The 23,064-nt window shown below is 56.0% G+C and carries 22 protein-coding genes; 1 reads left to right on the forward strand and 21 read right to left on the reverse strand.

Features of this window, described 5'->3' with window-relative positions:
• Nucleotides 1-299 precede the first annotated feature (299 nt).
• The 21 genes from GPA_RS19170 to loaP (GPA_RS09775) form a co-directional block, all read right to left on the reverse strand.
• Nucleotides 300-866: a recombinase family protein gene (locus tag GPA_RS19170; protein ID WP_231847699.1), complete on the reverse strand. Its 567-nt coding sequence runs from the start codon at nucleotides 864-866 to the stop codon at nucleotides 300-302.
• Nucleotides 851-1,132: a recombinase family protein gene (locus tag GPA_RS19175; RefSeq protein ID WP_015539757.1), complete on the reverse strand. Its 282-nt coding sequence runs from the start codon at nucleotides 1,130-1,132 to the stop codon at nucleotides 851-853. The genes GPA_RS19170 and GPA_RS19175 overlap by 16 nt, the downstream gene beginning before the upstream one ends.
• A 214-nt stretch (nucleotides 1,133-1,346) precedes the next feature.
• The gene (locus GPA_RS09685) at nucleotides 1,347-2,078 is read right to left on the reverse strand and encodes a hypothetical protein (RefSeq protein ID WP_015539758.1); all 732 of its coding nucleotides are present in this window, start codon (nucleotides 2,076-2,078) and stop codon (nucleotides 1,347-1,349) included.
• Nucleotides 2,079-2,500: 422 nt separating this feature from the next.
• Entirely contained in the window at nucleotides 2,501-3,046 is a 546-nt protein-coding gene (locus GPA_RS09690; RefSeq protein ID WP_041239413.1) for a hypothetical protein, read from the reverse strand.
• A 309-nt stretch (nucleotides 3,047-3,355) separates the two neighbouring features.
• Nucleotides 3,356-4,618 (reverse strand): oligosaccharide flippase family protein, encoded by a 1,263-nt coding sequence (locus GPA_RS09695; protein WP_041239414.1) that lies wholly within the window; start codon nucleotides 4,616-4,618, stop codon nucleotides 3,356-3,358.
• Nucleotides 4,619-4,620: 2 nt separating this feature from the next.
• Nucleotides 4,621-5,898: an O-antigen ligase family protein gene (locus tag GPA_RS09700; protein WP_083809045.1), complete on the reverse strand. Its 1,278-nt coding sequence runs from the start codon at nucleotides 5,896-5,898 to the stop codon at nucleotides 4,621-4,623.
• On the reverse strand, nucleotides 5,888-7,795 hold the full coding sequence (locus GPA_RS09705) for a heparinase II/III family protein (protein ID WP_041239415.1): 1,908 nt from the start codon (nucleotides 7,793-7,795) through the stop codon (nucleotides 5,888-5,890). The genes GPA_RS09700 and GPA_RS09705 overlap by 11 nt, the downstream gene beginning before the upstream one ends.
• Nucleotide 7,796: 1 nt before the next feature.
• The gene (locus GPA_RS09710) at nucleotides 7,797-9,080 is read right to left on the reverse strand and encodes a glycosyltransferase family 4 protein (RefSeq protein WP_015539761.1); all 1,284 of its coding nucleotides are present in this window, start codon (nucleotides 9,078-9,080) and stop codon (nucleotides 7,797-7,799) included.
• A gap of 320 nt (nucleotides 9,081-9,400) precedes the next feature.
• Nucleotides 9,401-10,414 (reverse strand): glycosyltransferase, encoded by a 1,014-nt coding sequence (locus tag GPA_RS09715; protein ID WP_041239416.1) that lies wholly within the window; start codon nucleotides 10,412-10,414, stop codon nucleotides 9,401-9,403.
• A 3-nt stretch (nucleotides 10,415-10,417) separates the two neighbouring features.
• Entirely contained in the window at nucleotides 10,418-11,341 is a 924-nt protein-coding gene (locus GPA_RS09720) for a D-alanine--D-alanine ligase family protein (RefSeq protein WP_231847622.1), read from the reverse strand.
• A gap of 24 nt (nucleotides 11,342-11,365) precedes the next feature.
• Complete coding sequence (locus GPA_RS09725; protein ID WP_015539763.1) at nucleotides 11,366-12,715, reverse strand: phenylacetate--CoA ligase family protein; 1,350 nt, start codon at nucleotides 12,713-12,715, stop codon at nucleotides 11,366-11,368.
• A 1-nt stretch (nucleotide 12,716) separates the two neighbouring features.
• A complete protein-coding gene (locus GPA_RS09730; protein ID WP_083809047.1) occupies nucleotides 12,717-14,333 on the reverse strand; it encodes a heparinase II/III family protein in 1,617 nt (538 codons plus the stop codon).
• Nucleotides 14,334-14,347: 14 nt separating this feature from the next.
• Nucleotides 14,348-15,442 carry a non-hydrolyzing UDP-N-acetylglucosamine 2-epimerase gene (gene wecB / locus GPA_RS09735; protein ID WP_041240358.1) on the reverse strand — a complete coding sequence of 365 codons (1,095 nt, stop codon included), beginning with the start codon at nucleotides 15,440-15,442 and terminating at the stop codon, nucleotides 14,348-14,350.
• 30 nt (nucleotides 15,443-15,472) lie between these two features.
• Nucleotides 15,473-16,690 (reverse strand): nucleotide sugar dehydrogenase, encoded by a 1,218-nt coding sequence (locus tag GPA_RS09740; RefSeq protein ID WP_041239419.1) that lies wholly within the window; start codon nucleotides 16,688-16,690, stop codon nucleotides 15,473-15,475.
• The gene (locus GPA_RS09745) at nucleotides 16,683-17,927 is read right to left on the reverse strand and encodes a glycosyltransferase family 4 protein (protein WP_083809049.1); all 1,245 of its coding nucleotides are present in this window, start codon (nucleotides 17,925-17,927) and stop codon (nucleotides 16,683-16,685) included. Before GPA_RS09745 ends, GPA_RS09740 begins: the two co-directional genes overlap by 8 nt.
• 206 nt (nucleotides 17,928-18,133) lie before the next feature.
• Nucleotides 18,134-18,841, reverse strand: a complete 708-nt coding sequence (locus GPA_RS09750; protein ID WP_049784104.1) for a sugar transferase — start codon at nucleotides 18,839-18,841, stop codon at nucleotides 18,134-18,136.
• A gap of 173 nt (nucleotides 18,842-19,014) precedes the next feature.
• Nucleotides 19,015-19,587: a sugar transferase gene (locus GPA_RS16855; RefSeq protein ID WP_269446306.1), complete on the reverse strand. Its 573-nt coding sequence runs from the start codon at nucleotides 19,585-19,587 to the stop codon at nucleotides 19,015-19,017.
• 15 nt (nucleotides 19,588-19,602) lie between these two features.
• On the reverse strand, nucleotides 19,603-19,839 hold the full coding sequence (locus GPA_RS20165; RefSeq protein ID WP_015539767.1) for a hypothetical protein: 237 nt from the start codon (nucleotides 19,837-19,839) through the stop codon (nucleotides 19,603-19,605).
• A gap of 2 nt (nucleotides 19,840-19,841) precedes the next feature.
• Complete coding sequence (locus GPA_RS09765; RefSeq protein ID WP_015539768.1) at nucleotides 19,842-20,123, reverse strand: hypothetical protein; 282 nt, start codon at nucleotides 20,121-20,123, stop codon at nucleotides 19,842-19,844.
• 27 nt (nucleotides 20,124-20,150) lie between these two features.
• Nucleotides 20,151-20,660: an antiterminator LoaP gene (gene loaP, locus GPA_RS09770; RefSeq protein ID WP_041239421.1), complete on the reverse strand. Its 510-nt coding sequence runs from the start codon at nucleotides 20,658-20,660 to the stop codon at nucleotides 20,151-20,153.
• Nucleotides 20,661-20,953: 293 nt separating this feature from the next.
• Nucleotides 20,954-21,472: an antiterminator LoaP gene (gene loaP, locus GPA_RS09775; protein WP_015539770.1), complete on the reverse strand. Its 519-nt coding sequence runs from the start codon at nucleotides 21,470-21,472 to the stop codon at nucleotides 20,954-20,956.
• 758 nt (nucleotides 21,473-22,230) lie between these two features.
• Here loaP (GPA_RS09775) and GPA_RS09780 point away from each other — a divergent pair.
• A partial coding sequence (locus GPA_RS09780; protein WP_083809051.1) for a cytochrome b/b6 domain-containing protein occupies nucleotides 22,231-23,064 on the forward strand: 834 nt, incomplete at its 3' end.

Raw genomic sequence — 23,064 nt, forward strand, 5'->3', positions numbered from 1 at the left:
AGCTTCGCAATTCAACCGAAACCACAATCATGAACCACCCCTCTAAGGTATGATTTGCACAGGGCATATAGGCCAATATCTACCGGCAGCGTGCGCTGCCTTTCGCTTCGTTCAAAAGCAGCAGAACACTTGCCTTAGAATCACAACGGTAGAACTACATTCCACCTTTCTCCCTGGTTTTCTTCAACGAGAAGCATTCGAAAAAGTAATAAACGACCAATGCGATCGAACCAAAAACGTAGCTCCAGCCGCCGTCGATCATGACAACGAAAATAAAGCAAATAGCCAATAAGAGCTCTCTAATGGAATGGGGGAATAAGTTTAGTCCAAACGATCGCGCCATCGTTCGACAGGATGCGCAGCACCGTGCGCGCGTCCCAGGCGGTCCTCTCCCCCTTGCAGAAGTTCGAGCTGCGCGCCGCGCCCTTCGCCGCGAAATACTCGTAGGGGCTTGGCACAAGGCTCTCATTGAGCATGGCGGCTATGCCGGCGGCGCTCATGCCGCCGATGCGCGCGTCGAAGATGCCGCGCACAACGCCGGCGGGTTCCGGGTCGATCACAAGCCTGCCGCGGTCGGGGCCCGACCCCTTGGCGTAGCCGTAGGGGGCGAAGGCGCCAACGAACTCGCCGCGGCGGCGCTTGGCGGAAAGCGACGCCTTGGTCTTGGCGGAGGCGTCGCGGCAGTACATGTCGTTGAAGAGGTTCTTCACCGGCAGCATCAGCGCGTCGGCCGGCGTCTTCTCGGCTGCGGAGTCGTAGCCGTCGGTGATGGCCACCACGCGCACGCCGAGCGCCGGGAACACCTGGTCCAGGTAGCGCGACACGTCCAGGTAGTTGCGGCCGAGGCGGCTCAGGTCCTTGACCACGATGCAGTCGACCTTGCCGGTCTCCACGTCGGCGAGCAGGCTGCCCCATCCGGGCGGTTCTCGAAGGTGGAGCCCGAGAAGCCGTCGTCGGAGTACTCGGCGACGATGCTCAGGCCTCCGTTCGCGTCGGCGAAGTCGCGGATTATGGCGTGCTGGTTGAGCACCGAGCCGCTGGTGCCGTAGCTCTCGTCGTCGACGGAGAGCCTGGCGTAGCTGGCGGCGCGATAGACCCTGGCCGCTGTTTTTGGCGTTTTGGTTTTGGGCATGAAAAGGTCTCCTTTTGCACGTGCTTGTACGTGCGCCAGGAGGCTCTGAGGATGCCCTCGGGATGCGCTGCGCTTCCCGCCAAGAAAAAACAACCGACGCCGAGGGCCCTTGTATGCGTCTGGCGCAATCGTACCACGCCTTCGGCGACTCGGCGCCGGCGAAGGCGGAAATCTCAGGGTTGATGGAGCGTTGGCCGATGCCGGCCGAATCGCGTCACGCAGGCCCGTCGCCTATGACATCGCGCACGTTCTCGCGCGCGGCCAGGTAGCGCGACACAGCTTCCTCGATGCTGCACTCCCCGGCGTAGGACACGCGCACGCCGATTGATCCGCATCGTGCGCAAGGCTCATCGCAAGCCGCTGCAGAAGCATCCTGCCGAAGCTCGCGCGGCAGCGCGGCAGTAGTCGCCGCTTCGTTCAGCTCGCTGGCAACAAGCGGCTCGTCGCCATCGCGATGGAGCATCTCGCCCTGCACGGCTTCCACCTGTTCATTTCTCATCGCGACCGCCAATCCCGAACATGGCCTCGAGCTCGGCGCGCGTCTCGTCGTCGAGCCCCTCAATTCCTCGAGGACGATCTCCTTGATGACGGGGTACGAGCGCGCCAGGCGCTTGTAAATCGCGTAGACGGTGACGTACTCCTCCTCGCTGTGCTGCTTGACGGTCTTGCCTTCGAAGTAGATGGCGCGGATGGTACCCTGGCTGGACTCGCTCAGAAAGGATATCGCCCAGTCCAGTATGCTGCGCATGAGCGAGTGCAATTCGTCCTCGTGGACGCGCTCCTGCTCGGAGGCGGGGCTGCGGTCGTCTGCGAACAGTTCCTCGGGGTTCATCGCCCCCTCCCCGTCGCTCCGCATGAGCTGGCTAAACAGTATCGGGCGCATGGTGACGCCCTTGATCTTGACGATGCAGTCATAGCTGCTGCGGCAGCTTCGCGATGAGGGCATGTTTCCTCCCCTGGGTCAGGGAGCGCGGGATTGCGCTCCTGCCCAGAGGCGGAGAACGAAGTATTTTGGACGTGCCCTAAGGGCGAGCGGCGGCCACGACGAAAGAGGGCCTTTTGACGATTGTCACCCCCAGTAGTTAACGACCGTTAACCAGCAGCGAATAATCCGCCCAAAGACCAAGAAACCCCGCAACTCGGCTTGAGTTGCGGGGCAAGTAAACACTAGAGGTCGAAGTCGATCAATAGGGGCTGATACTTAAAGCAGCTGCCTTAAGTATCAGCCCAATCTTCGCAATCGGTCACATAATATCGGATGAAATGAGGCCTTCTCGACATTGCGGAACCCGATATAGCATGAACCACACGGCCTCACACTCCAAAACTCATCAAGAGCGAACGCGCCTCCGTCCCCATTCATCCGGCTCAGCGACCCCTAACGCAGTCTTTCAGCTTCTCGCTGATGACCTCCATAGCGGCATCGTAGGCATCGGATAGCTCCCTCATCGAATCGAACAGCTGAGTACGGGTCCTTGAGTCAGAAGTGACGTTATGAGCCTTCTGGCGAAATAGTGAGAGGGCTTTTACCAGCTCGACGTCGTCGATCCTACACGAAAGCAACAGGATATCCTCCAGCGACTGGCGCTGCATTTCCGAGTCCGCAGGATCAACAATCCAATCCGCCCATTCCTTCCCCTCGGTAGCAAGCTTATCCATCTGGAGGCAGCATTTCCCCGTGGCCCTCATACCGCGCTGGACAGCTTCTTTCAGTCCCACCAGATTGTCGCGCTCGAAGCGCCTCCACTCATCCTCGCGAGAGGCGTCGAGCCTCTTGTCCTCGAGCTTGTTCTGGTGCCTTGCCGTCATGCAAGCCGCAAGTAGCGTCACGGCCCCGCCGATAAGCGTGCCAACAAGCGACGGGAGCGCTGGGGCCAAGGTGTCCAGAACGGCGCTTAGGCTGCAAGAATCCAACGCAGAGTCCTTTCTTCAAGAGCCTACATATTCGCAAGCATATCATTGATGGCACTTCCGAACTCGGCGTCTTTCTCAGCGTGCTCGAGCTCGGTGCGGCACCTTGTCACCTCTTCCCCATGCTTACGTTGCCGCTCGCACCTCACCACAGTTCAACGTTGCGATAGGTCAAGGGATCTATGTCGACGGCCGGGCCGTCGGCCATCCTGGCGATCTCCTGGACAACACCTTCAACATTGAACTTCGTTCGCCCAACCCCTCTAAAACGAATTCCAAACAGCAACTATTGCCCAGATGGCTTTTAGGCGCCTACCCCAACTTAATACTCTTGGCACCAACCCTGAATACGACAACCGTCATCATCACATTGAGCGCTATCTGCGATATTGTTGTGGCAATTGAAGTACCGATGCCGCCGTACAGAGGTATCAGAAGATAGTTGCCCACAAGGTTGATGGCAAGGGAGATAAGCGCTATGGCAAACTGAAGACCATAGCGATTCAGCGACATGATGAGCGCGGACGCCGGCGCAAAGACATAGGCCGAAAATGCGTTGATGCACAGTATTTGAAACATTGGTATAGAGGCATCGTATCCATCACCGTTCAAAACAGGGAAAACAAGCTGAGCCCCGACACAGCAAATTGCAACCAAAGCCACGAATGGCACGGTAGTCTTCTTGAACCACTTGATGGCAAACTCGCGCTGTTTCTCGGTACTCTCGGTCATCTCCGCCTTGGACATCCTAACGCGAAGGACGGTCTTAATGGAAGGCAGGAAGAGCAGCACCATGTTAAAGTACTTCGATGCAACGCCGAACTCGGCGACCGCCTGGGTAGACCCAAAGGACGCCAGCATAGTGATATTCGCCTGGTTGTACAATTGCGTGGCAACGCTATAGAGAATCAACCAAGCAGAAACAGCCAGGAACTCCCTACCAGCCTTGAAGTCGACCGCGATAGCCGCATCGCCGTGCCTAACAAGCTTCCCTATCATAGTAAGCGAAATCACAAAACAGGCTAATCCCGAAAAGCAGTACGATGCAAGAATGCTCTCCAACGAACCCGCCGCCAATACAACCGCAAGCGCAATGCAGGCGAGCAGGGTCAACTGCTTCGCATTCTCGACAACACCGGACTTAGCATAGAGTTCACGGGATTGGAAGAAGGCGATATTCAGCTGCACAGTACCCAGCAAAAAGCCGTAAACGATAGCGGCCAGCATGACTGGATGGGCGACTCCCATAGCTTCAGCCATAGGGTAAGACCCGACAAGAAGAAGGACAAGGCAAGCTACGTTAATCGCATGCGAAATAAAAATAAGTGAATCGCGGTATGCACGATCCTTGGTCATCCTCTCGGTATTGTAGCGAACATAGGCAAGCGCGATACTTTGCCCGGCAATCCCTAAAATAGTCGACGAAGTTGTGAAGAACACAGTGTAGCTTGCGTAATCCTCAACTGAAAGTATCCGTACCAATGCGACGGTCACAACCAGCTGTAGCGCCCTTGCGGCCATGTTAAACATAGTCACAACCGAAAAGTCCCGCGGTATAACCTGCTTAATCTTCAAGATTAATCCTCCGAAGTCCCTAGAAGGGAGCAGACGAAAACAACAAAGAACGAGGTGAACGCAATTGAATACAGAATGCCCAATGACCAGCCAATCGCCGTGTAAATGACCAGCAACACAACGGCCAAAGCGTTCTTTCTTTTGAACGCCAGCCAAAGGGAACAAATTAGACCTAGAACAAAGGGGATAAATCCAACCAGTCCATTCTCGCAAAGAACCTGCACATAGACATTATGTGGGTTCGTTCCGTGAAGACCGGAGTTGGCCGGCATGCCAAGCGAAGCCTCGTAAATAGCGTACTGCCCGGTGCCGATGCCAAAAACGGGAGAGTTGCCAAACTGCTCTATCGCCAGTTGCCTCTTGATATCTCGACTTGAAACGGTATCTTGAAACGTCAGGGAATCGATCATCGACTGTCCGAGCGGACTAGCAACGACGGCAACGACGGCAATCATCAAACAGAGCAGGAGTGCCTTTTTCTCAAGCGAGACATCACGAGTCTTAGCCAGCATCAGGTAAGCGCCAACGATTACCAGCAGATAATAGAAAGTTCTCGCACCGGTGACAACGCCAGCAACCATGCACAGCAAAATTACAATGATGCGCACAGGCGCTTTAAGCCGCGTGGCACCCAAAGCCAAAACCGCAATAGTCACATTGCTAAACAGAGCAGAAATGATCGAGTCGCCAAAAATCCCATCCGGTCTATAAAGGCGAATCGTCGATGGAGAGAACTCCCAACTGGCCATAGAACCATACTGCCAAATTGTTATGCCGGCGTTCACGATACCAGCTACTAGACATATGGAGAGCAGTTTTCTAGCGATGCCCTTCCTCTCTTCGTCTTCGAACGAGAAGAAGCAAGCGATGCCTACCACATAAACCGCAAGCTTCAGGGCTTCCACGTACTCCTTATAGAAAAGCGCGGAAGTCCCAGCAATCAACGCGAAAACTAGGAGGAAAGCGTAGGCAATATTCATCCTCAGACTCAGAGTTCGTTTGCCATTACGAACGAGAACAACCACCATGAGAAGAAAAGCCACCGGTATCGCAACGTTCAGGTCAGAATAACGAACCTGCGTAAGGGAAAACGAGTCGACATTCGCCACCACAGCAACGCCAGGAAGCGACCCTAGAACCTCTCCAACCACAGAGCCAATAGGAGAACCTGCCGGTAGCGAAATACTAGAGAAGAGAAGTATTATCAGAGAGAAGCAGAAGACAAGCCCCGTTAGATCCGCATTCGGCACGTAAGAAACACTAGAGGTTCTAGTCTTCATTAAGGATCTCCCTAACAGTAATCACATTAGTCCTGCCATATTCAAAAGGAACATCAAGAATCGAGCTCTTTATGACGGCGCCATAATGTGGGGAATAAAGCCCCTCCCGAACGCTAATATCGCTTTCGGCGCAAAAGACCACCGAAACACCCCGACACGTTAGGACCGCCTCTTTGCGTCCCACAACGGAAACATCGACCTCCGGAGCAAGAACGAATGATCTCGTCGCAACAACGGCGGGCGCAGCGCCCTCAACGTCATCCTTGACCGCAACCCCCTCCGATCCAACCTCCACAACCCTCTTGTGAGTCACGCCAAGACGCGTGGCCCAGCAATCCGTCACGCCCCTGAAAACAACCGTCCCATCAGCCTCCGCAACATCAAGGCTCGCGCCGCCGCACCTCGTATACCCAAACAACCCTCGGAATTCATTTTGCTCAAGATTCCCAAACCGCAACGTCGAGTGTTGTGCGGTACCGCGAAGGATATTGCGCACCTTGGGATCGCGCGTATAAACACCAGAACCGGGGTCCACAAAAAACGGCACGCCCTTGAAGCCAAGCGTGAAGGAAAGCTTATCGTTATGCGTATGTCCAGGCTCGGACTCATCGACAAAGCCATCAGAAGCGAAGAATCCCAACGACCAGTCTCCATACCTAGCAAGAGCCATACCCGCATCATAAAACGTTCTCGCCCCTCCGCGCCATGAGGGAAAACATGCAACACGGCCGGAAGCACCGTAAAGCAGCTCTTCTTCGGCGAAGAACGCTTCATCAGGAGCATCCGGACCGATTTCCCTGTCAACCAGCCTACTCACGAGGCGTAAGTCATCATAGCGCTCGGGTGAAATACACACTACGCGTCCTGAATCGTTATCTCCTACCTGCAGGGAACGCCCATCTTTGTTTGTTACGGCATCAAGAAAACGACCGAGAATCGAAAGACGCTCAAAATACTCCGCTGGCAGCTTATAGGGCGTTTCAGCAAAGCACTTGCCCGCGAAGAAGAGCATCTCTCCCATCAGCCGTGTATAGCGGGTGCTGCGCTCGAAGCAACAACCGTCGTCGAGAACCTGTTTCCGCACGCATCTCATCAGCTCGTTGTGGGTGTATTCCCCCCACTTCCGTGCTTTGGGCAGGTTGGGGTAGGCCGCAACGACAGCAGCAAGTCCAAGCAGGTCGGCGATGTAGTGGTTGTTCTCTTGCAATCTAGCTGATGTCTCGAGGTTTGCCCAAATATGCTCACCATGGCAGAAAGCAAGCTCCGCAATCACCGTATGCATTGGGTCGTCCTCGCAAAGCCCGCACCGCAACAGCTCGTATGAGGAAAGTAGGTTGAACACGCGAATGCCGACTTCCATAGTGCACGTCCACTGGACACCCCTCCCCATAGGGTTCACAGAGGCAAAAGAGCCCACTTTGGCACGATAACAATCAAGGAACCTTGCATCGCCTGTTTGGCGAAATGCTGCCGCAAGGGGGAGAAGGTACTGCATCCTTCCGTATTCCCATGGCACCTTTATGTCGGCAACTCCAGATTCCGGTTTAATGGCATCGTAAGGCCCATCTGGAAAACGATATCCAGCAACGAAATCAGTACGCCATTCGTCTTCCACGGTAATATCTCTTGGCAGATCGAACCATTCCCCGAAAAGCACGAAGGAGCCACCGATTATCCTCTCGGCAGCTCTCCGGATCTCGATATCGAAGGACTTGAATCCAGCAGAGCCACTATCGACAAAAATGTGCCCGTTAAAACCCTCGGCAAGCTCGTTACCTAAACAAGATGCCTTCTGGCGGATGGCGCTGCTACTACTCTTATATATCTGCCTCTTAACCTTACGCGTGGTCCTGTTGGCGACCGCAACGGCAAGACGCCGGCATATACGCTGAACCATGTTAGCCTTTCTTGCCTCTCTTATCCGTAACTTCCGCTTCTAGAACCTTCAGCACCTTATCCATCTGCACTTTCCAGTCGAACTGCTTCTCGGCGAAGGCACGCATCTTGCTGCCAGTCTCCGGGTCTGTAGCCGTCCTATTTGCAAAAGCGACAACCTTGTCAATGGGTATCGGGTCGTCATTGCTGGGAAGCAGGAGAGTGAACTCCTCGTCCCCGTTAAAACCTTTCTCGGGGAACGAATAGATAAACGGTATGCCTCTGGCACAATACTCCCTGGATTTCATCGTTGAACCGAGGGAAATCCCGATTCTATGCAATCCAAGAGAACCGACAGCAACATCCGCGTCATCAAAGAAAGCGTCAAGCTTGCTTCCGGTCGCAGCACCCGCAAATACAATAAAATCTTCTAGCTTCAGCTCGGAAACAAGCTTCTCCAAGGAAGGATTCTCTGCACCCACACCAACGAGCGTAAGCAGCACGGGTCGGGCGCCCTTATACTCAGCAAGCCCGCGAATGAGCCTGTCAACACCATGATGAGGGGAGAACTTGGCGACAGCAAGAAGCCTCACGGCTTCGCAAGGCGCGCCAGCCTTCCTCAATGGAATAGCTCCAAGGTCAATTCCATTGTCGTAGGTGATGTTCGGCACTCCCCAGATAGTGTCGTCATCAAGGTAAGTGATGGCGTAGTCGAAGTAGCGCGGGGCATGTTTCGCCCTAAGGGATTCCAGCCACGCATATGCCCTATGTACGACATAGCTCAAATACTTGCGCGATTCGAGAAGCCTTTTATGGCGCGCATCCCTTTCCATCTCAAAGGGGAAGGTGGGAAACTCCACCGCAAGGACAACCCCATTGCTTCGAAGCTGTTTCGAGAACGAGCAGAAAACGTTATCAAGGTGGTCAAAACGAATAACCACTGCCTCAACACCGTTCGCAAGAGACCAATTGCTCAGAAAAGCATATTTGCTTCTGCGATCTCCCGCGGTCTTCCGAACATGGCTGGCAACGACTTCCCCGCTACTAGGTCGCTCTATCCTCGTTTCTAAGCCGTAGTCCTTACTTATATAGACGTCGTGTCCAGCCTCCTCGGAAGCCTTCGCCTGAGACATCACCTTAGCAGAGATGCCGAGAGATGAGTTTGAGTTAAAGTCAATTGCGGAAGTGAACAGAACGCTCAGTCGACGTCCTCCTTCGGTGCCCGATCTAGACATTTCGTAGGCACCCCCCTGAACAGACCCAAAGGGAGCATCCTTGATCATCACAGCATTCGCCCCAATCATCATATTGTCACCATTCACAATCGGACCGAGCACCTTCACACCCGCGCCGATGTGCTAATTATCGCCGACAGCAGACGCCTCGCAACGCCCTCTACGCCCGCCGTCGCGCAATCACGCAACTCTTGCCAATCTTCGCACGCTTATGCGCCACTACGCCTACGCCCTTGCAGCCGCAGGTTGAACCCTAGCCAATTTCACACTGAGCGAGGTTAACAAATTGCGAAAAGATAAATCTACGTCTCATATAGCCTCGAAAGGCTTGAGTTTATGCCAATACCGCTAATGCGCTCTTCTCTGCTTGTTCGCCGCATTCATAAAAGAGCTCATCTAAGGGCCCCCTTCCGCCCATTGTCCAAATCCGCGACCAGCTCCTCGAGGTAGTGGTCTACACAAAAATACTCCGCCGACGCGAGCGCCGCCTCCTTCATCGAAACAAGACGCTCGCGATCCCTGTCCAAAGCTTTTATTGCGTCGCACATCGCTTCAGCCGTACACTCATCAAGAACGATGCCGTCCTTACCAGACGCGACAAGCTCGGCATTGTAGCCAATATTGCTCGCAACGGTCGGCACCGCTGCCATCTTTGTCTCAACCAAAACGCCCGGAACGCCTTCTGCTGCCCATTTACTGGGAAAAAGATGCAAGTCATACCTAGAGAGCTCGGAAACCGCATCATTTGTCACTGAGTCGAAGACACCATGATAGAAAACGTTCGGAAGCGCCGAAACCCGCGCTTCGAAAGCATCCTTGAATGTCTCCTCAACACGCCCATAGAAGTAGAATTCAACGCCCGCAAGGCGCTCGGCGCAGTCCAGAATGACGTCAGCCCCCTTCGCTGGTCCAATTAGCGAGAAGCTGACACATTTAAGGACGCCGCCCGTTTTATGCGGCAAGACCGTAGCAGTCGGCCTGTTACGGCAGTTAGGGTAAATCGACACATTATCCAAGCCAAGATTCCTTGTTGCATTACACATGGTCTTGGTTTCAACGTAAATACGACCCAGCTTCGCACAGGCTTTCCTATATGCTAAATCGCTCGACAAATGGCTCGGAAGAAGGCCCCCCATTGCCATTAGATAGCACCGAGAGAGAACGCTCGGTCTAACGATTGAGAGCAAACAAAGTAGAGCCCTTTGTATCCTCGCGTTACCGAACCCGAGCATGAAAAGGCCGTCCTTCGACGTCATCAGAAGCCGAACGATCTTGACGGTTCCCACATCCCTGAAGCCGACCTTCTCGACGGGGACGCGATCAGCAAGCGCCTCAGCGAGCAAGGCGTTCTTAACCGTCACTCCGCCGTACGGAGGAGGGAATTGTCCCAGATAGTAGACCTTCAACTGCTAGCACCTACTCCAGGCATCTTCCATGATATTCCAACAGAGCTCATCAAAAGTGATGCCAACAGCCTTTGCTGCATCAGGAAGCAACGAGGTCCCGGTCATGCCGGGAATGGTGTTCGTTTCCAGATACCAGAGGCGGTTGCGCTCGTCCAGAATACAATCGGTTCTGGACACACCATAGCAGCCGAGGGCGTCATGGGCTCCCAACGCCATCTCCTCGCACTGCCTAAGTTCTGCTTCAGTGAGATTTGCCGGACAAATGTGCTGCGCCATGTCCTGCTCGTATTTTGCCTCGTAATCATAGAATTCATTAGCCGGGATTATTTCAATGGGAGGAAGAACGCGAGGCTTCTCCCCACCCAGCACCGCGACCGTCAGCTCCCTGCCTGAAATAAACTGCTCAACCAGAACCGAGGGAGCAAGCTCCAGCGCAGTGTCAATCGCACAAGCGAGATCGTCTCCATTGTCGACGATGGAGACGCCGAGGGCGGACCCTTCGGTTGAAGGCTTTACGACAAGCTTGCCTCCCAGTTTGGTCCTAATGTCTTCTATATTGCATTCTTCACCACGAAGCACCCTGATGTATCCAGGTGTTGGGATGCGGAAAGATTCGACCAACAGTTTTGCCACAAATTTGTCCATTGCAATCGCGCTGGAGAGAACGCCCGGCCCCGTATAGGGCAAGCCAACGCTTTCACAGAACCCCTGGATCGACCCGTTCTCCCCAGCCCCTCCGTGAAGGCAAATGAAGACGCCTTCGACAGAAGAGTCGAGGAGCGTATGAGCCCAGCCCTCAACGCCTGTGTCTATCTTTATGACCTCGTAACGCTTTTCCAGAGCCTCTTCCACGGCTGCGGCCGATAAGAGCGAGACCTCGCGCTCCCCGCTGGCGCCACCGCAAAGCAATGCGATTCGTCTAGCCATTTTCATCATCCTCCAACCGTCCAGTTATTTGATGTCCGACACAACGTAGCGAAGCTTTCCGCGCTTCGTGCGTTCGATTCCGTCGACGCGCTTGAAGGATACGGGGAGCATTCCCTTGGTCCTGTCGCGGAAGCGTTTCTCCGCCTCGGCGATGTCCTCAGTGTAGTTATCCGAAAGAGGAACAAAGCTAATTTCGACCGAGTAGTCCTCTAGCTGATGAATCTGAGCTTCCTTGATCGTCGCCGACTCAGTAAACAAAGCAGAGAGCGCGCCGACCTTGCCTCCGTCGGGAAGCGACAAAAGTTCGCCAGTCCGCCCATCGATCCGCTCGATTACCCTTCGGCCGTTCTTTAGCCTATCGGTGGTAATGGCAAGGTCACCGGTGTCATAACGCAAGAGTGGGAAGGCGAAATTGGTAAGGTTACTACCAATGATTCGCGAATAATCGCCGCATTCAATGAACTCAACGGCGGAGTAATCCTCGTCAACAATGTAATCATGGTCGGCGTCCTCTCCAATGCACGCTACCGCCTCAGTGAGGCCGTACAGAGCATGGGGCTGTACCCCGAACGCCTTCTCTATGATGGACCGCTGATAACCATATAAGTTCTCGGCACTCGCCGTCACGGCCTTGATAGGCTTATCGAAAGTCAGACCGTTTTGCGCAACGAATGACGCAAACGGCATGATGCACGAAGGATACCCGTGGATCCAGGTTAGTCCGTAATCATTAATTGCTTTGAAGTAAGCCATGTAGTTTTCATCGTTGCCGTGGAAAGCCGAGAACTTAATCTGGAAAAGCGGCTGACACTCCCGCCAAAAAGGCGGCTTTCTCTGGTTCGGCGGCACAATGGTCCTGCTGCCGAAGTCGGCATACCTCGTGCCGTATTCAATGCCAATACGGTTCCAGAAGCGCCAAAAAGCCGCCCAAAGATCGCGAACATTGTCGACCGATTGCGGAAAGATGAGACTCGACCCCGTCGATCCGCTCGTGTGTTCAGTGATATGAGGAATCTGCTCGAGACTCTTAGGTTTCAACAGCTCAACATTGTCCCGAACGGTCTGCTTGTCAAGAATTGGAAGAGCGGCGAGATCGTCAGCAGTCTTGATAGACGCAGGGTTGACTCCGCCCTCATCAAACATATTCGTATAGAAAGGAACCTCGTCATAGCAGAACTGCACCATCTTCCGAAGCTTACGGTCCCTAATATCAAGTAGCTCGTCACGCGAGCAAGCGATGCGCGAGTTGTAATCGGCTAGACGCGACTTAAAGTCCCCGCCGAATCTTAGCTCGGCAAGTCGCCCACCTTCACGGCGACAACCGATGTTTTGCACGAAAATCGGCATGGCATTATAGAGCTTCATCTTATCCATATTATACAACTGCCTTTTTGTAGCGGGGATACGTAAAATAAACCTCGTGGGAATTGGCGGGTTGGCTAATGATCCGACAGGAGTCGCGGTACACGCCAAATTCTGGCGCATATGCGACCTCGTCTATTTGCCCATCGGCTTCGGGAACGTCACGAGCAAAGACAAAGGCACTCTCAATGCACCCGTCGCCTACAAGGTGGTCGACAACACGTAGCCCATCCGCCTCAAGCACAATCTCTCGAACCACTTTGCACTTCCCGCCACATTGAAGAAGAGCACCGCGTACTATCGTTGCCGCCGAATCCTCAACAGCGCCCGTACTGTACCTGGCAACCCGGAATGGCGCCCAGCACTCGTGCTGTTCCTCACCATTCACCATCACGGTACTGTGCGAATGCGTCTTCTTGAACTCAAGCCTTTTCGCATCCTGATAGGCAAAGGTGCCGCAGTTCACAATCCACGGCTCTCCATCCACAAAGCACTCGAAACTCAATGCGTCGCAATGAACGTGCCCCATGGCATAGGCCGGGCCCGGCTTGCCGGCATCGAAAATCACCTTGACGAAGCCCGCCTTGGTCTGCCGTTCGAGAATGCAGTAGCCTGAATTCTTTAGCACACCATGAAATTCCGGTACAACGCCGAAACGCTCGCGAGCGCAAAGCAACAGCGCGTCGCGACTCTTTGCCACGTTGTCGCCGCAATCGTTGAACAGTGGAGTCCTATCAATCCCGCGCTCCATGGAGTAAAGGCAGTCGCACATCTGCTGAAGTTTAAAAGCTTCAGCATGCTCACCAAAGCCCGAGTCGCGCAAGACAATTGCAGCGCGCATCAGATCCTCAAGCACAATCTTCTGATACATCGGGCTCAGCTCGAAGTGCATTCCGTCATCGAGCACCTGCTCGTTTACCTGCGTCTTCAGCATAGGCAAAGCAAGCTCGAGCGTCTTGCGGTCGCCAAAATAACACGCAAGGATAGCAAGGGCCTTCAAGTTCTCTAGATAGTGATTGGCCAGGAGGTCCTTCTCCAGGTGCTGAGAAAGATGTACGTACTGCTCGGCCAGCGATGCGTTAATTCGCTCGCAAAAGGCATCATCCGTCCTCAATGCGTCATCAAGCTCAGCTCTAAAAGCAAGCCAGCTAACGATGCGCATCGATATGACGTATGGATCCCAGGCGACGCCTCCGCGCTCCCGCGGGCAGGCATCTATCCAGCTGTCCACGATAGCTTTGGCTTTATCAAGGTATCGCTTATCACCCTCATCAAGGAAAGCCTTCGCAAGAGGAAGCAAGTATTCGTGGTAATGCAGGTTAAAACGCCAGAGCGGGGTCGAGAGCTCTGCGTGCCACGATTCGCGCCAATCCATGCGCTCCTCATGATTTAGGAGTTCCACCCTGTCATCAAGAAGAGCATTCACATCAAAACGCGCTAGAAAAACTGGATCGAAGTCAATCTCCGATAATGCGGGAACGCGGCGAATATCCGCCTTGTTCGCATCGGGGCAAGGCCTGTAACCAACATGCAAACGCATGCTGCCCCCAAGCTTTCGCCAGATTCTATAGGCAATCTGACTAGGCTTGAGGTGCAGCGCGGTGTCTATATAAAGCCGCAGCTTTGACAATTCTTTAATCTCCCCTATTTACCGAGCACGCTCGCAATTCGCTCGCTCGCATGCCCATCCCCATACGGGTTCGAAGCCCGGCTCATTGCCGCATACTCCTCTTCGTCGGACAGCAGACGGGAAAACTCAAGATAGATAACGTCCTCCTCAGTGCCCACAAGCTTCAACGTGCCCGCGGCAACCCCCTCAGGTCGCTCGGTGGTGTCGCGCATCACCAACACCGGCTTGCCCAAGCTAGGAGCTTCCTCCTGTATGCCGCCCGAATCGGTAAGAATGAGATGACTCGCAGCCAGGAAGTTATGGAAGTCAAGTACCTCCAGAGGATTGATGATATGGAGACGATCGAAGCCGTCCAGCTCCTCGTGAGCCGCCTTGCGTACGAGTGGGTTCATGTGAATAGGATAGATCGCCTTGGTGTCGGGGTGCTCCTCCATCACGCGCCTGATCGCGCGGAACATGCAGTGCATGGGCTCGCCAAGGTTCTCGCGGCGGTGTGCCGTGATCAAAATCAGGCGACTGTCGCTGGCCCACTCCAACTCTGGGTGGGTATAATCCTCGCGCACCGTGGTGCGCAGGGCGTCGATGCCGGTGTTGCCGGTCACCCATATCTTCTCGGCACGCTTGCCCTCGTCGAGCAGATTCTGCCTACTCGCCTCCGTAGGTGCGAAGTAATACTCACTGACAATATCCACGGCCTGACGATTGAACTCCTCGGGCCAGGGACTGTATATGTCGTGGGTGCGAAGCCCCGCCTCCACATGCCCCACGGGAATCTGCAGATAGAAGCAGGCGAGCGCTGCAGCAAAGCTTGTGGTCGTGTCGCCGTGCACGAGCACCACGTCAGGCCCTTCCTCCTCGAGAACGGCCTTCAGCTTCAGCAGTACGTCGCACGTGACGTCGAATAGCGTCTGGCCCGGCTTCATGATTGCCAAGTCATGGTCGGGCGTTACGCCGAAGACGCGCAGAACTTGATCGAGCATCTCGCGGTGCTGACCTGTCACGGTCACAACCGTCTGAAACTCGTCGGGGCGGCTCTTGAGCTCGTTCACGAGCGGACACATCTTGATGGCCTCCGGGCGCGTCCCGAAGACAAGCATCACTTTCTTCAAACCTGCTTCTCCCTGCATCTCTTTAATGACTTACAGCTTATAGACGTTCTCGCCGTCACCGCACACGTTGCGCGGATCGATCAAGATACGACCGCCGAAGGCCTCGGGCTTGCCCTTGATCTGGGAATGACCCACCATTACGATAACCATCTCCAGGCCATCCAGGAACTCCTCCATGGAGTGCACCTGGCCCGGAACCTCGTCGCGCTCGACCCACGGGTCGTACACCTTCACGCCACCGCCGCACAGGTGCTCTTCCATGGACTCGAGCATCTGCAGCGTGGGGCTCTCGCGCACGTCGTCAACGTCCTCCTTGTAGGTCAGACCGTAGATGCCCACCTTGGAGGCATCCTTGATCCCACGCTCGGCCATAACCTCGTGGGCACGATGCAGCACATACTCAGGCATGCCCGCGTTGGTCTGAAGCGCAAGGCGGATGAAGTTTGCCGTTTCGGGATAGTCGCCCACCAGGAACCACGGGTCGACGGGAATGCAGTGACCGCCAACGCCGGGGCCGGGCTGCAGGATGTTCACGCGCGGGTGCTTGTTGGAGATGCGGATGACCTCCGCCACGTCCATGCCGCCGATACGGCAGATCTTAGCGAGCTCGTTGGAGAATGCGATGTTAATTGCGCGGAAGGTGTTCTCGACGACTTTGGTCATCTCGGCGGTACGGATGTCGGTCACACTGATTTCGCCCTGACAGAAGGTTGCGTAAATCTTAGCAACCTCCTCGCCCACCTCGGGGTCGTCCGCACCAATCGTACGGTTGTTGTGCAGCAGCTCGTAAACCATGTTTCCTGGGATGATGCGCTCCGGGGCGTGCACGAGCTTAACATCCTCACGCTCGGCCTCGATGAGCAGCGGGCGCACAAAGCGATCCACCGTGTTGGGCGAAATAGTCGACTCGATTACGAGCACGGCGCCCTTCGGGGCGACCTCGAGCACCGTCTTGCAGGCGGCAATCACATAGCAGGGGTCAATCTTCTTGTCCAGCTTATCGTAGGGCGTCGGTACGCTCACGATGTAGGTATCGCACACCTGATACTCGGTCGTGAATTTGATGCCAGATTTCAACGCGTCGACGAACAGCTCGTCAAGCCCCTCCTCCTTGAAGGTAGTGTGGCCGGCGTTCAGGGTTGCCACGAGTTCTTCGTTGTAGTCGGTTCCCACGACCTCCACGCCGTGCGTGGCCATCATGAGCGCGGTGGGCAGTCCGATATAACCGAGACCGATAACGTTAACCATTGATTTTAATCCTTTCATTTGTTTGTTTGGTCTTATATACGGCATCGGATAAAACAGCGATCATCTTATCCGCCATAAGCTTTCTTGAGTACTCCCGATTCATGAAATCAACCGCCGCTTCGCTCATTCTGGCGAGATTGCGCGCACGATCAGCCCTCGAGGCAAAAGCCTCGAGTTCGCTGATGTCTTCCTCCTCGCTTCCACACAAAGCAATACCAGCACCGCTCCTACGAACGAGCTCAGATGCATCACCTTCCGGGCCTACGAACAGAACAGGCACACCTCGGACAAACGACTGGAATATCTTCGATGGAATGGTTCCCGAGAATTCAGCGCTCTTTTGGAGCGAGACAACGGTCATGTGAACCCCTGCGTAGCGCGGTTCAAGCTCGGCCATTGGAACACCATGCTCAAGTTTGAGAAAACCGTAGTCTCCAGTAGCAACCAACTGCTCTAGCTCGTCGCGAGCAGCACCCTCGCCTATAAGCTCATAGCTTGATGCAAGCCCAAGGTTAACGATTCGCTTCACGTACTCCACCGTCGCAGGCACGTCCTGAGATAATCCCATAGTCCCAAAGTAACCGAAACGCAAAGGGCCATCCCACATGTGTTTACATGCAACAACATCGGCTCCATTGGGAACAATAACGATACTGTCGCCCGGAACACCAGCCGCCTCAAGGTCTTTCTTAAACCCATCGGTAAGCGCAACGACGCAATCTGCAGCTTTGCAGAAAGATAACTCCAGTGATTTCATCGCAGCTACCTTTGCGCCCCTGCTGCCTGTCGCCAGCATCTGCTTGTAAGTAAGATCGCGAAACTCAACCACAAGGGGCAGGCGGCACTTCTTTGCATAGTGAACGCCGAGCCACGCAGCGAAGACGGTCCCGCATGTGACGAGCACTACATCATAATTACTACCAACAGGCGATTTCTTACCCAGGTTTTTCAGGCCATTAGCGATGAAACTGACACCGCTCTCTATTCGCTTCGCAAAGCTTGTGTTTGGCTGAATCTTTGACGCGGAACGAAAGACTCTAACACCATCAATCAATTCTTCAACTAGAGGTTTCATCTCATAGCCGTCGAACAAGCGACCAACGGGATAATTCGGCCATCCGGTGAACACGGTTACATCATGGCTCTCACGCACCCAGATACGCGAATGCTCGGTCGCCCTGAATGATGCAGCGATATTCTCAGGTTTATAAAACTGCGAAAAATACAGGATACGCATTTCAGTCTCATCTAATTCGATGCTAACATGGTTAGTTTCTTTGCGCCGACAACACGACGCCTACGGTTTGTGCGCTTCATCTGAAATCGCTCACGACAAAATGCTTCTTATGCCGAACAAATCGAGCCCACACACCCATTGGGAGTGATTACGCCGCAGCTTCAAAGAGCTCCTTTCGATCAAACGAACGCAAGCGGAAGGTTGCATTACTTGCCCCTCCTCATCGCCTTGAAGGTCTTCACGAACACACGGGCGTCCAACCCAAGCGACTGATGACGCGCATAAAACAACTCGCGGGCTTGCCTCTGACCGCTCTGCCAAGTCGAGTTATTTCGATCAGTCACTGCCCACCAACCCGTGATGCCCGGCTTACAGGACAAGACTTCTTCGCGAGCGTCACCGTATTCGTATGTTTCTTGCAACGTCACGGGACGGGGCCCTATCACTGACAAATCCCCAGATAGTACGTTCAGGAACTGAGGCAGCTCATCGAGCGACGTGCGTCGCAGGATTCGCCCCACACGGGTGATACGCGGATCATCGTCAAGCTTCTGCTCGCGCCTCCAAGTCTCAAGCTGAGCTGAAGACATATACCTCTCAGGATGGTCATGGGCGTCAGAGACCATCGTCCGCAGCTTGAAGATGTAAATCTTCTTACCTCCCTGCCCAATACGCTCCTGCCTAAAAAATGGCTTACCCGGCGTATCGACACAGATCGCAGCACATGCAACAGCTACGGGAACAGCTAGCACCAAACACACCCCCGCGCTAAACGCAATGTCAAAAACTCTCTTTGCTACGAGATAGCCAACGCCACCCTTTTTGGGAGCAGCCACACTTGAATCAGGCGCAGGAGCCTTATACGCCCCATTTGGTGTGCAACACTCCACGCAATTCGAGTTCTTGGTAGACATGTAACATCCAATTGCGGAGTTGCATTCGCATGAGCTCCCTGCGCCCTCATCATTTCTGATATCGATAAGCCTATCCTCATCTAGTCCAGAAGCACACGCTACAGCACGACCCGGATTAGCCCCGGGAGAGGCGATAGCGTTCCTGAAAGCTAGGGCCAAAACCTTCCTGGCCACTATGCGCACACCGCCCCGAAAACGGGTTTTGCAAGAAATTGGGCTTCCATACCACGGATGCGGTTACAATTGAATTTAGAGATGCGGCGCATCCGCAGGCCGCTCGCGAAACAGCTCACGACCTGCGAAAACACCTCTTCTTTGTTCGTGCTAGATTTGGCGGGAAGCGCGAACGCACCCATGAATTCCTCAGAGAACTCCGGGCGCGTTTTTAATATGCGCAAAGGGATTTTCCCAGTTAAAACATCGAAAAATTGGATGGTTTCGTCAAGTGAGGCCTTTCTCAGAACACGTCCCACGCGAGTGTTGCGGGGATCCCGGGCAATCTTGAAGACTGGGCCATCCTTTTCATTGAGGGCTTGCAACTCCGGCAGTTTATCCTCCGCATCCACGCACATAGTGCGGAACTTGTGCATGGTGAAGGTCTTGCCGTCCTTCCCTACACGTTCCTGTTTGAACAGCACCGGGCCCTTCGGATCATCGATCTTGATAACGATGGCAATAATGGCAAACAGCCAGCAGAAGCAGATCAGCACGGCGGCGCTGAAAACGATGTCGAAGGCGCGCTTGATAGCACAGTAGACCGGTCAGCTCTCGATGCCCGTCAGTGGCTCGTCGCCGATCTCCGCGCGGATCCTCTTGGCGCGTGCAGCGCTGCTAGGGCTAGCAGTTTCCTCGGCTCCCACGTCAAAGGCGTAACCGCGGTGATAGCTCCATTCGCCTTCGACGGCAGCCTCCTGCGTTTCTTCTTTGTCCAAGTCAGCTTCGGAAAGCTTAATAGCCCCTCCGCCATCCATGCTCGCGGCAGTTTGCGCTTCGCTCATGCCTACGTCACCGCCTGTCGACGGCCCAAGTAGTCCATGGCGCCGAAAGCCGGATAGCGAACACCATCCGTTCGCCGGGAGGAAGACACAGCACGGTGGCAGCGGTAGTCCGGCCCGCCACCCACCTTGTGCTCCTCGAGCCCCATGACGTCGTCGCCGGGCAGCAGCACCTTAAGAGCACCTCGTGGGACGGGGCTCTCGATCGCCTCATCGTACCCGATAGCACCCGACCCCATCTCCAGCACCTCATCCATCTCTATTTCGTTGTCAAGCACGTCTTCCATGTTCGCCCTACCGGGCCATCCCTGTCCTTATCGCTTCCGTACTATTCCCAGGCCGATCTTGGTCTGGATCGTCCTGCCGAACATCTCTATCTCCAAATACGCGGTGCGTTTGCGGCGGTTGATCTTCCTGATCCAGCCGGTGCGGTTCACCAGCGGGCCCTTCAGGACGACTATCTGGTCGCCTTCTATCACGCCTTCCGACATGCCGATCACGCGGTGCTCCTTCTCGGTGAAGGCGTCGATCCAAGCCACCTCGTGCGGTTCCAGGGGAATGAACGTGCCGTCGTTGTTCAAGACGCTCGCGAACTGGGGGATCTGCTTCAGCTGCGCCTGCAGCTCGGCTATGCGGTCGCTCACCACGATCAGGTAGCCGGGGAACAGCACGGCGGTGCAGGTGCGCCACTCGCCGCGCAGGTGCTTCTGCACCTCGTACTGGGGGACGAAGCATTCGTCGAGCACGTCATCGCTCGCGAACTGCTCGATCTGGCGCTGGACGGCGAACTCCCGCCCGGCCATCGTTTGGACCACATACCACATACGCACACCTCCTCGCGCCATCTCGGGTCGACTGCGCGAAGCCACGGCTTCGCCCCTTGGCCCTCTCGGGCGCGGGGCATGCCGCTTCAAGCTTCGCGACGGCTATTCATTCCCAAGAGGCTGGCCGAAACGCACACGTGGCATCGTTTTCGCGCATCAAGGTATGTCGGAAAGGTTCGCGCCCCTTGCGAGGCGCTTGCAGTTTCCTGCGGGGAGGCCGGTGCGGCACGCGCGGCGCGCCAAGATCGGCCTCCTCGCAACAAACTGCGTTGCTGCAGGTCAAGTCCCCCTCATCACGTCTTCCTGGTGATCTCGAGCCCCACCCGCACCCGCGCCTGGTCGAGCAGCCCTACGTCCAGGTACGCCACCCGCTTGTGGCGGTCGATCTTGCGGACGAGGCCCTCCCTCCCCCGCAAGGGGCCGCTGCGCACCACGGTGCGCCCGTCCTCTATCACGCCCTGGGACATGCCAACCACGTGATCCGCGCCCCCGAACTCGGAGACGAAGGCCGCCTCCTCGGACGTGAGGGAGAAGATGGCGTCGCCCGCGCCCAGAAGGCGCGCGAAGGAGGTGGACAGCTTCAGGCGCTCGCGCACGGCGTCGATGTCGCCGGTGGACAGGAACACGTAGCCGGGGAACATGACCTCGGTCACGAGGCGCCACGTTCCCTTCTGCTTCTTGAGCAGCTGGTAGCTCAAGGGGAAGCACTCGCGCAAGAGGTCCGGGCCGGCGAGGCTAGAGACCCGCTCGGCCATCGACCGCTCCTGGCCGGGCGCCACCTGCAGCACGTGCCAGCCCGTGGATGCGGGCATGCGAAGGCCGCGGGCAGCCTCGCCCGCGGCCTCAGTCGATGAAATTGAAGGTGATTCGAAGGAGCGCCGGCTTAGCCGGCAAGGTTCGATGCGCCGCTCGCGGCACCCTTTCTCAGAGCGCCCCCCGTGGGGCATTTTCTGGCGATCGGCCTCAGCGGCAGGGAAAGCCGCGATCACGGAGACAGGGCGATCCGCGGGCGCGGAGGTGCGTCCGTCGAGCGAATCTTTTGCGGGAGTCGCCACGCTAATGTCTCGAACCTATCTGGTAAACGTCGAAGCGCCGAAGCACACAGGATCATTCGTGTTCTGCATCAAGATGGTAACAGAGCATAAACGATCTAGCAATTAGAAAACACCCCTCCCCCCTGCTGCTTTCGCATTCATTTCGCACGGTAACCACAGGCGAGAGCAGTAAGAGCACGGAAAAGGTTGCGGGGCCGCCTTCCGCTCGCCGGCACGGGGACGCCGCTGGCTTCACGGCCCTTCCGCTCGCGTATCGACGCAGAGCCACCCGCCGTCGACTCTTCCGGTCAACAGGGCGCCAACGGTATCTTAAAGGCATGGCATCACGAAGTGCCAGCTCGCGAGCAACGGAAAACCCGCGACAGGAAGAGGTCCCCATGGCTCCGCTCGTGCTCACCTCCTACAAGGTCTAATCGCGCCGTGCGCCTCCTTAGGCGCGTTCAGACCCCACCCCCGCATCGATTTTCGCCAAGCCCCCTCCCGGGGCCGGGCGAAGCACGTCGAAAGGAAGCCCCATGCCTTGGTTCGACCAAGCGCCCTGGCTCGTCGCCCTGGCGCCGTTCCTCGGTCTGCTCCTCTCCGCGTTCACCAAGAGGACGGACCCCTTCTTAGCCGGCGACCGGGTATTTCGCCACGACGCCCCCGCGCGCATCTCCCATTGGGCCCACGCCGCAGGCACGACCGTCTGCCTCGTCTCGGGCATCATCCTGGGCCTGCGGTTCACCCCCGCGTTCGTCGACGACGGCCCGGCGGCCATCGTTTGGCAGAACGTGCACTTCGTGGCCGCGGTCGTGTTCCTGTTCGGGACGTTCTACTACCTGGGCAACACGATCGTGTCGCAGTGGCGGCTGCGCGAGCACCTGCCCACGAAGAACGTCGTATCTTACACCGTCCGCCACTACAGCCTGCTCATAGGCATAAAGAAGTTCACGATGCCGCCCGAGGACAAGTACTTCGAAAGCGAGAAGGCCGCCTACGTCATGGCCGTGGTCACGGCCGTGCTGCTGGTGGTGAGCGGCCTGTTCAAGGCGGCGGCTCACGTGTTCCTCGCGCTGCCCGACGGGCTCATGGACGTCATGTTCTGGATACACGACATCGCCGCCGCCCTCATGCTGGTGTTCCTGGCGGCTCATGTGTTCTTCGCCGTCATCGCGCCGTTCTCGTGGAAGACGTTCCCCTCCATGTTCACGGGCTGGATGCCGCTCTCCGAGGCCGAGAAGGAGCATCGGGGATGGCTGGAACGCCTGCAACGCGAGCACCGCGAGCATGACGGGCGCACTGCGGGCGAGGGTGCCCGCGAGGGAACCGCGCCCGCGGCGGCCCCCGATACGACGATGACCGCGGCGCCG

It is taken from the genome of Gordonibacter pamelaeae 7-10-1-b, assembly GCF_000210055.1.
In the GTDB taxonomy this organism is placed as follows: Bacteria; Actinomycetota; Coriobacteriia; order Coriobacteriales; family Eggerthellaceae; genus Gordonibacter; species Gordonibacter pamelaeae.

What these genes read in the sequence shown, in the direction of transcription:
- GPA_RS19175 (WP_015539757.1), bottom strand. Translation starts at nt 1,132, where the DNA reads ATGCCCAAAACCAAAACGCCAAAAACAGCGGCCAGGGTCTATCGCGCC.
- GPA_RS09745 (WP_083809049.1), bottom strand. Translation starts at nt 17,927, where the DNA reads ATGCGTATCCTGTATTTTTCGCAGTTTTATAAACCTGAGAATATCGCT.
- loaP (WP_041239421.1), bottom strand. Translation starts at nt 20,660, where the DNA reads ATGTGGTATGTGGTCCAAACGATGGCCGGGCGGGAGTTCGCCGTCCAG.
- GPA_RS09700 (WP_083809045.1), bottom strand. Translation starts at nt 5,898, where the DNA reads ATGAAGACTAGAACCTCTAGTGTTTCTTACGTGCCGAATGCGGATCTA.
- GPA_RS09750 (WP_049784104.1), bottom strand. Translation starts at nt 18,841, where the DNA reads ATGTCTACCAAGAACTCGAATTGCGTGGAGTGTTGCACACCAAATGGG.
- GPA_RS20165 (WP_015539767.1), bottom strand. Translation starts at nt 19,839, where the DNA reads ATGAGCGAAGCGCAAACTGCCGCGAGCATGGATGGCGGAGGGGCTATT.
- GPA_RS09720 (WP_231847622.1), bottom strand. Translation starts at nt 11,341, where the DNA reads ATGGCTAGACGAATCGCATTGCTTTGCGGTGGCGCCAGCGGGGAGCGC.
- GPA_RS09705 (WP_041239415.1), bottom strand. Translation starts at nt 7,795, where the DNA reads ATGGTTCAGCGTATATGCCGGCGTCTTGCCGTTGCGGTCGCCAACAGG.
- GPA_RS09740 (WP_041239419.1), bottom strand. Translation starts at nt 16,690, where the DNA reads ATGGTTAACGTTATCGGTCTCGGTTATATCGGACTGCCCACCGCGCTC.
- loaP (WP_015539770.1), bottom strand. Translation starts at nt 21,472, where the DNA reads ATGCCCGCATCCACGGGCTGGCACGTGCTGCAGGTGGCGCCCGGCCAG.
- GPA_RS09685 (WP_015539758.1), bottom strand. Translation starts at nt 2,078, where the DNA reads ATGCCCTCATCGCGAAGCTGCCGCAGCAGCTATGACTGCATCGTCAAG.
- GPA_RS09725 (WP_015539763.1), bottom strand. Translation starts at nt 12,715, where the DNA reads ATGGATAAGATGAAGCTCTATAATGCCATGCCGATTTTCGTGCAAAAC.
- GPA_RS09765 (WP_015539768.1), bottom strand. Translation starts at nt 20,123, where the DNA reads ATGGAAGACGTGCTTGACAACGAAATAGAGATGGATGAGGTGCTGGAG.
- GPA_RS09710 (WP_015539761.1), bottom strand. Translation starts at nt 9,080, where the DNA reads ATGATGATTGGGGCGAATGCTGTGATGATCAAGGATGCTCCCTTTGGG.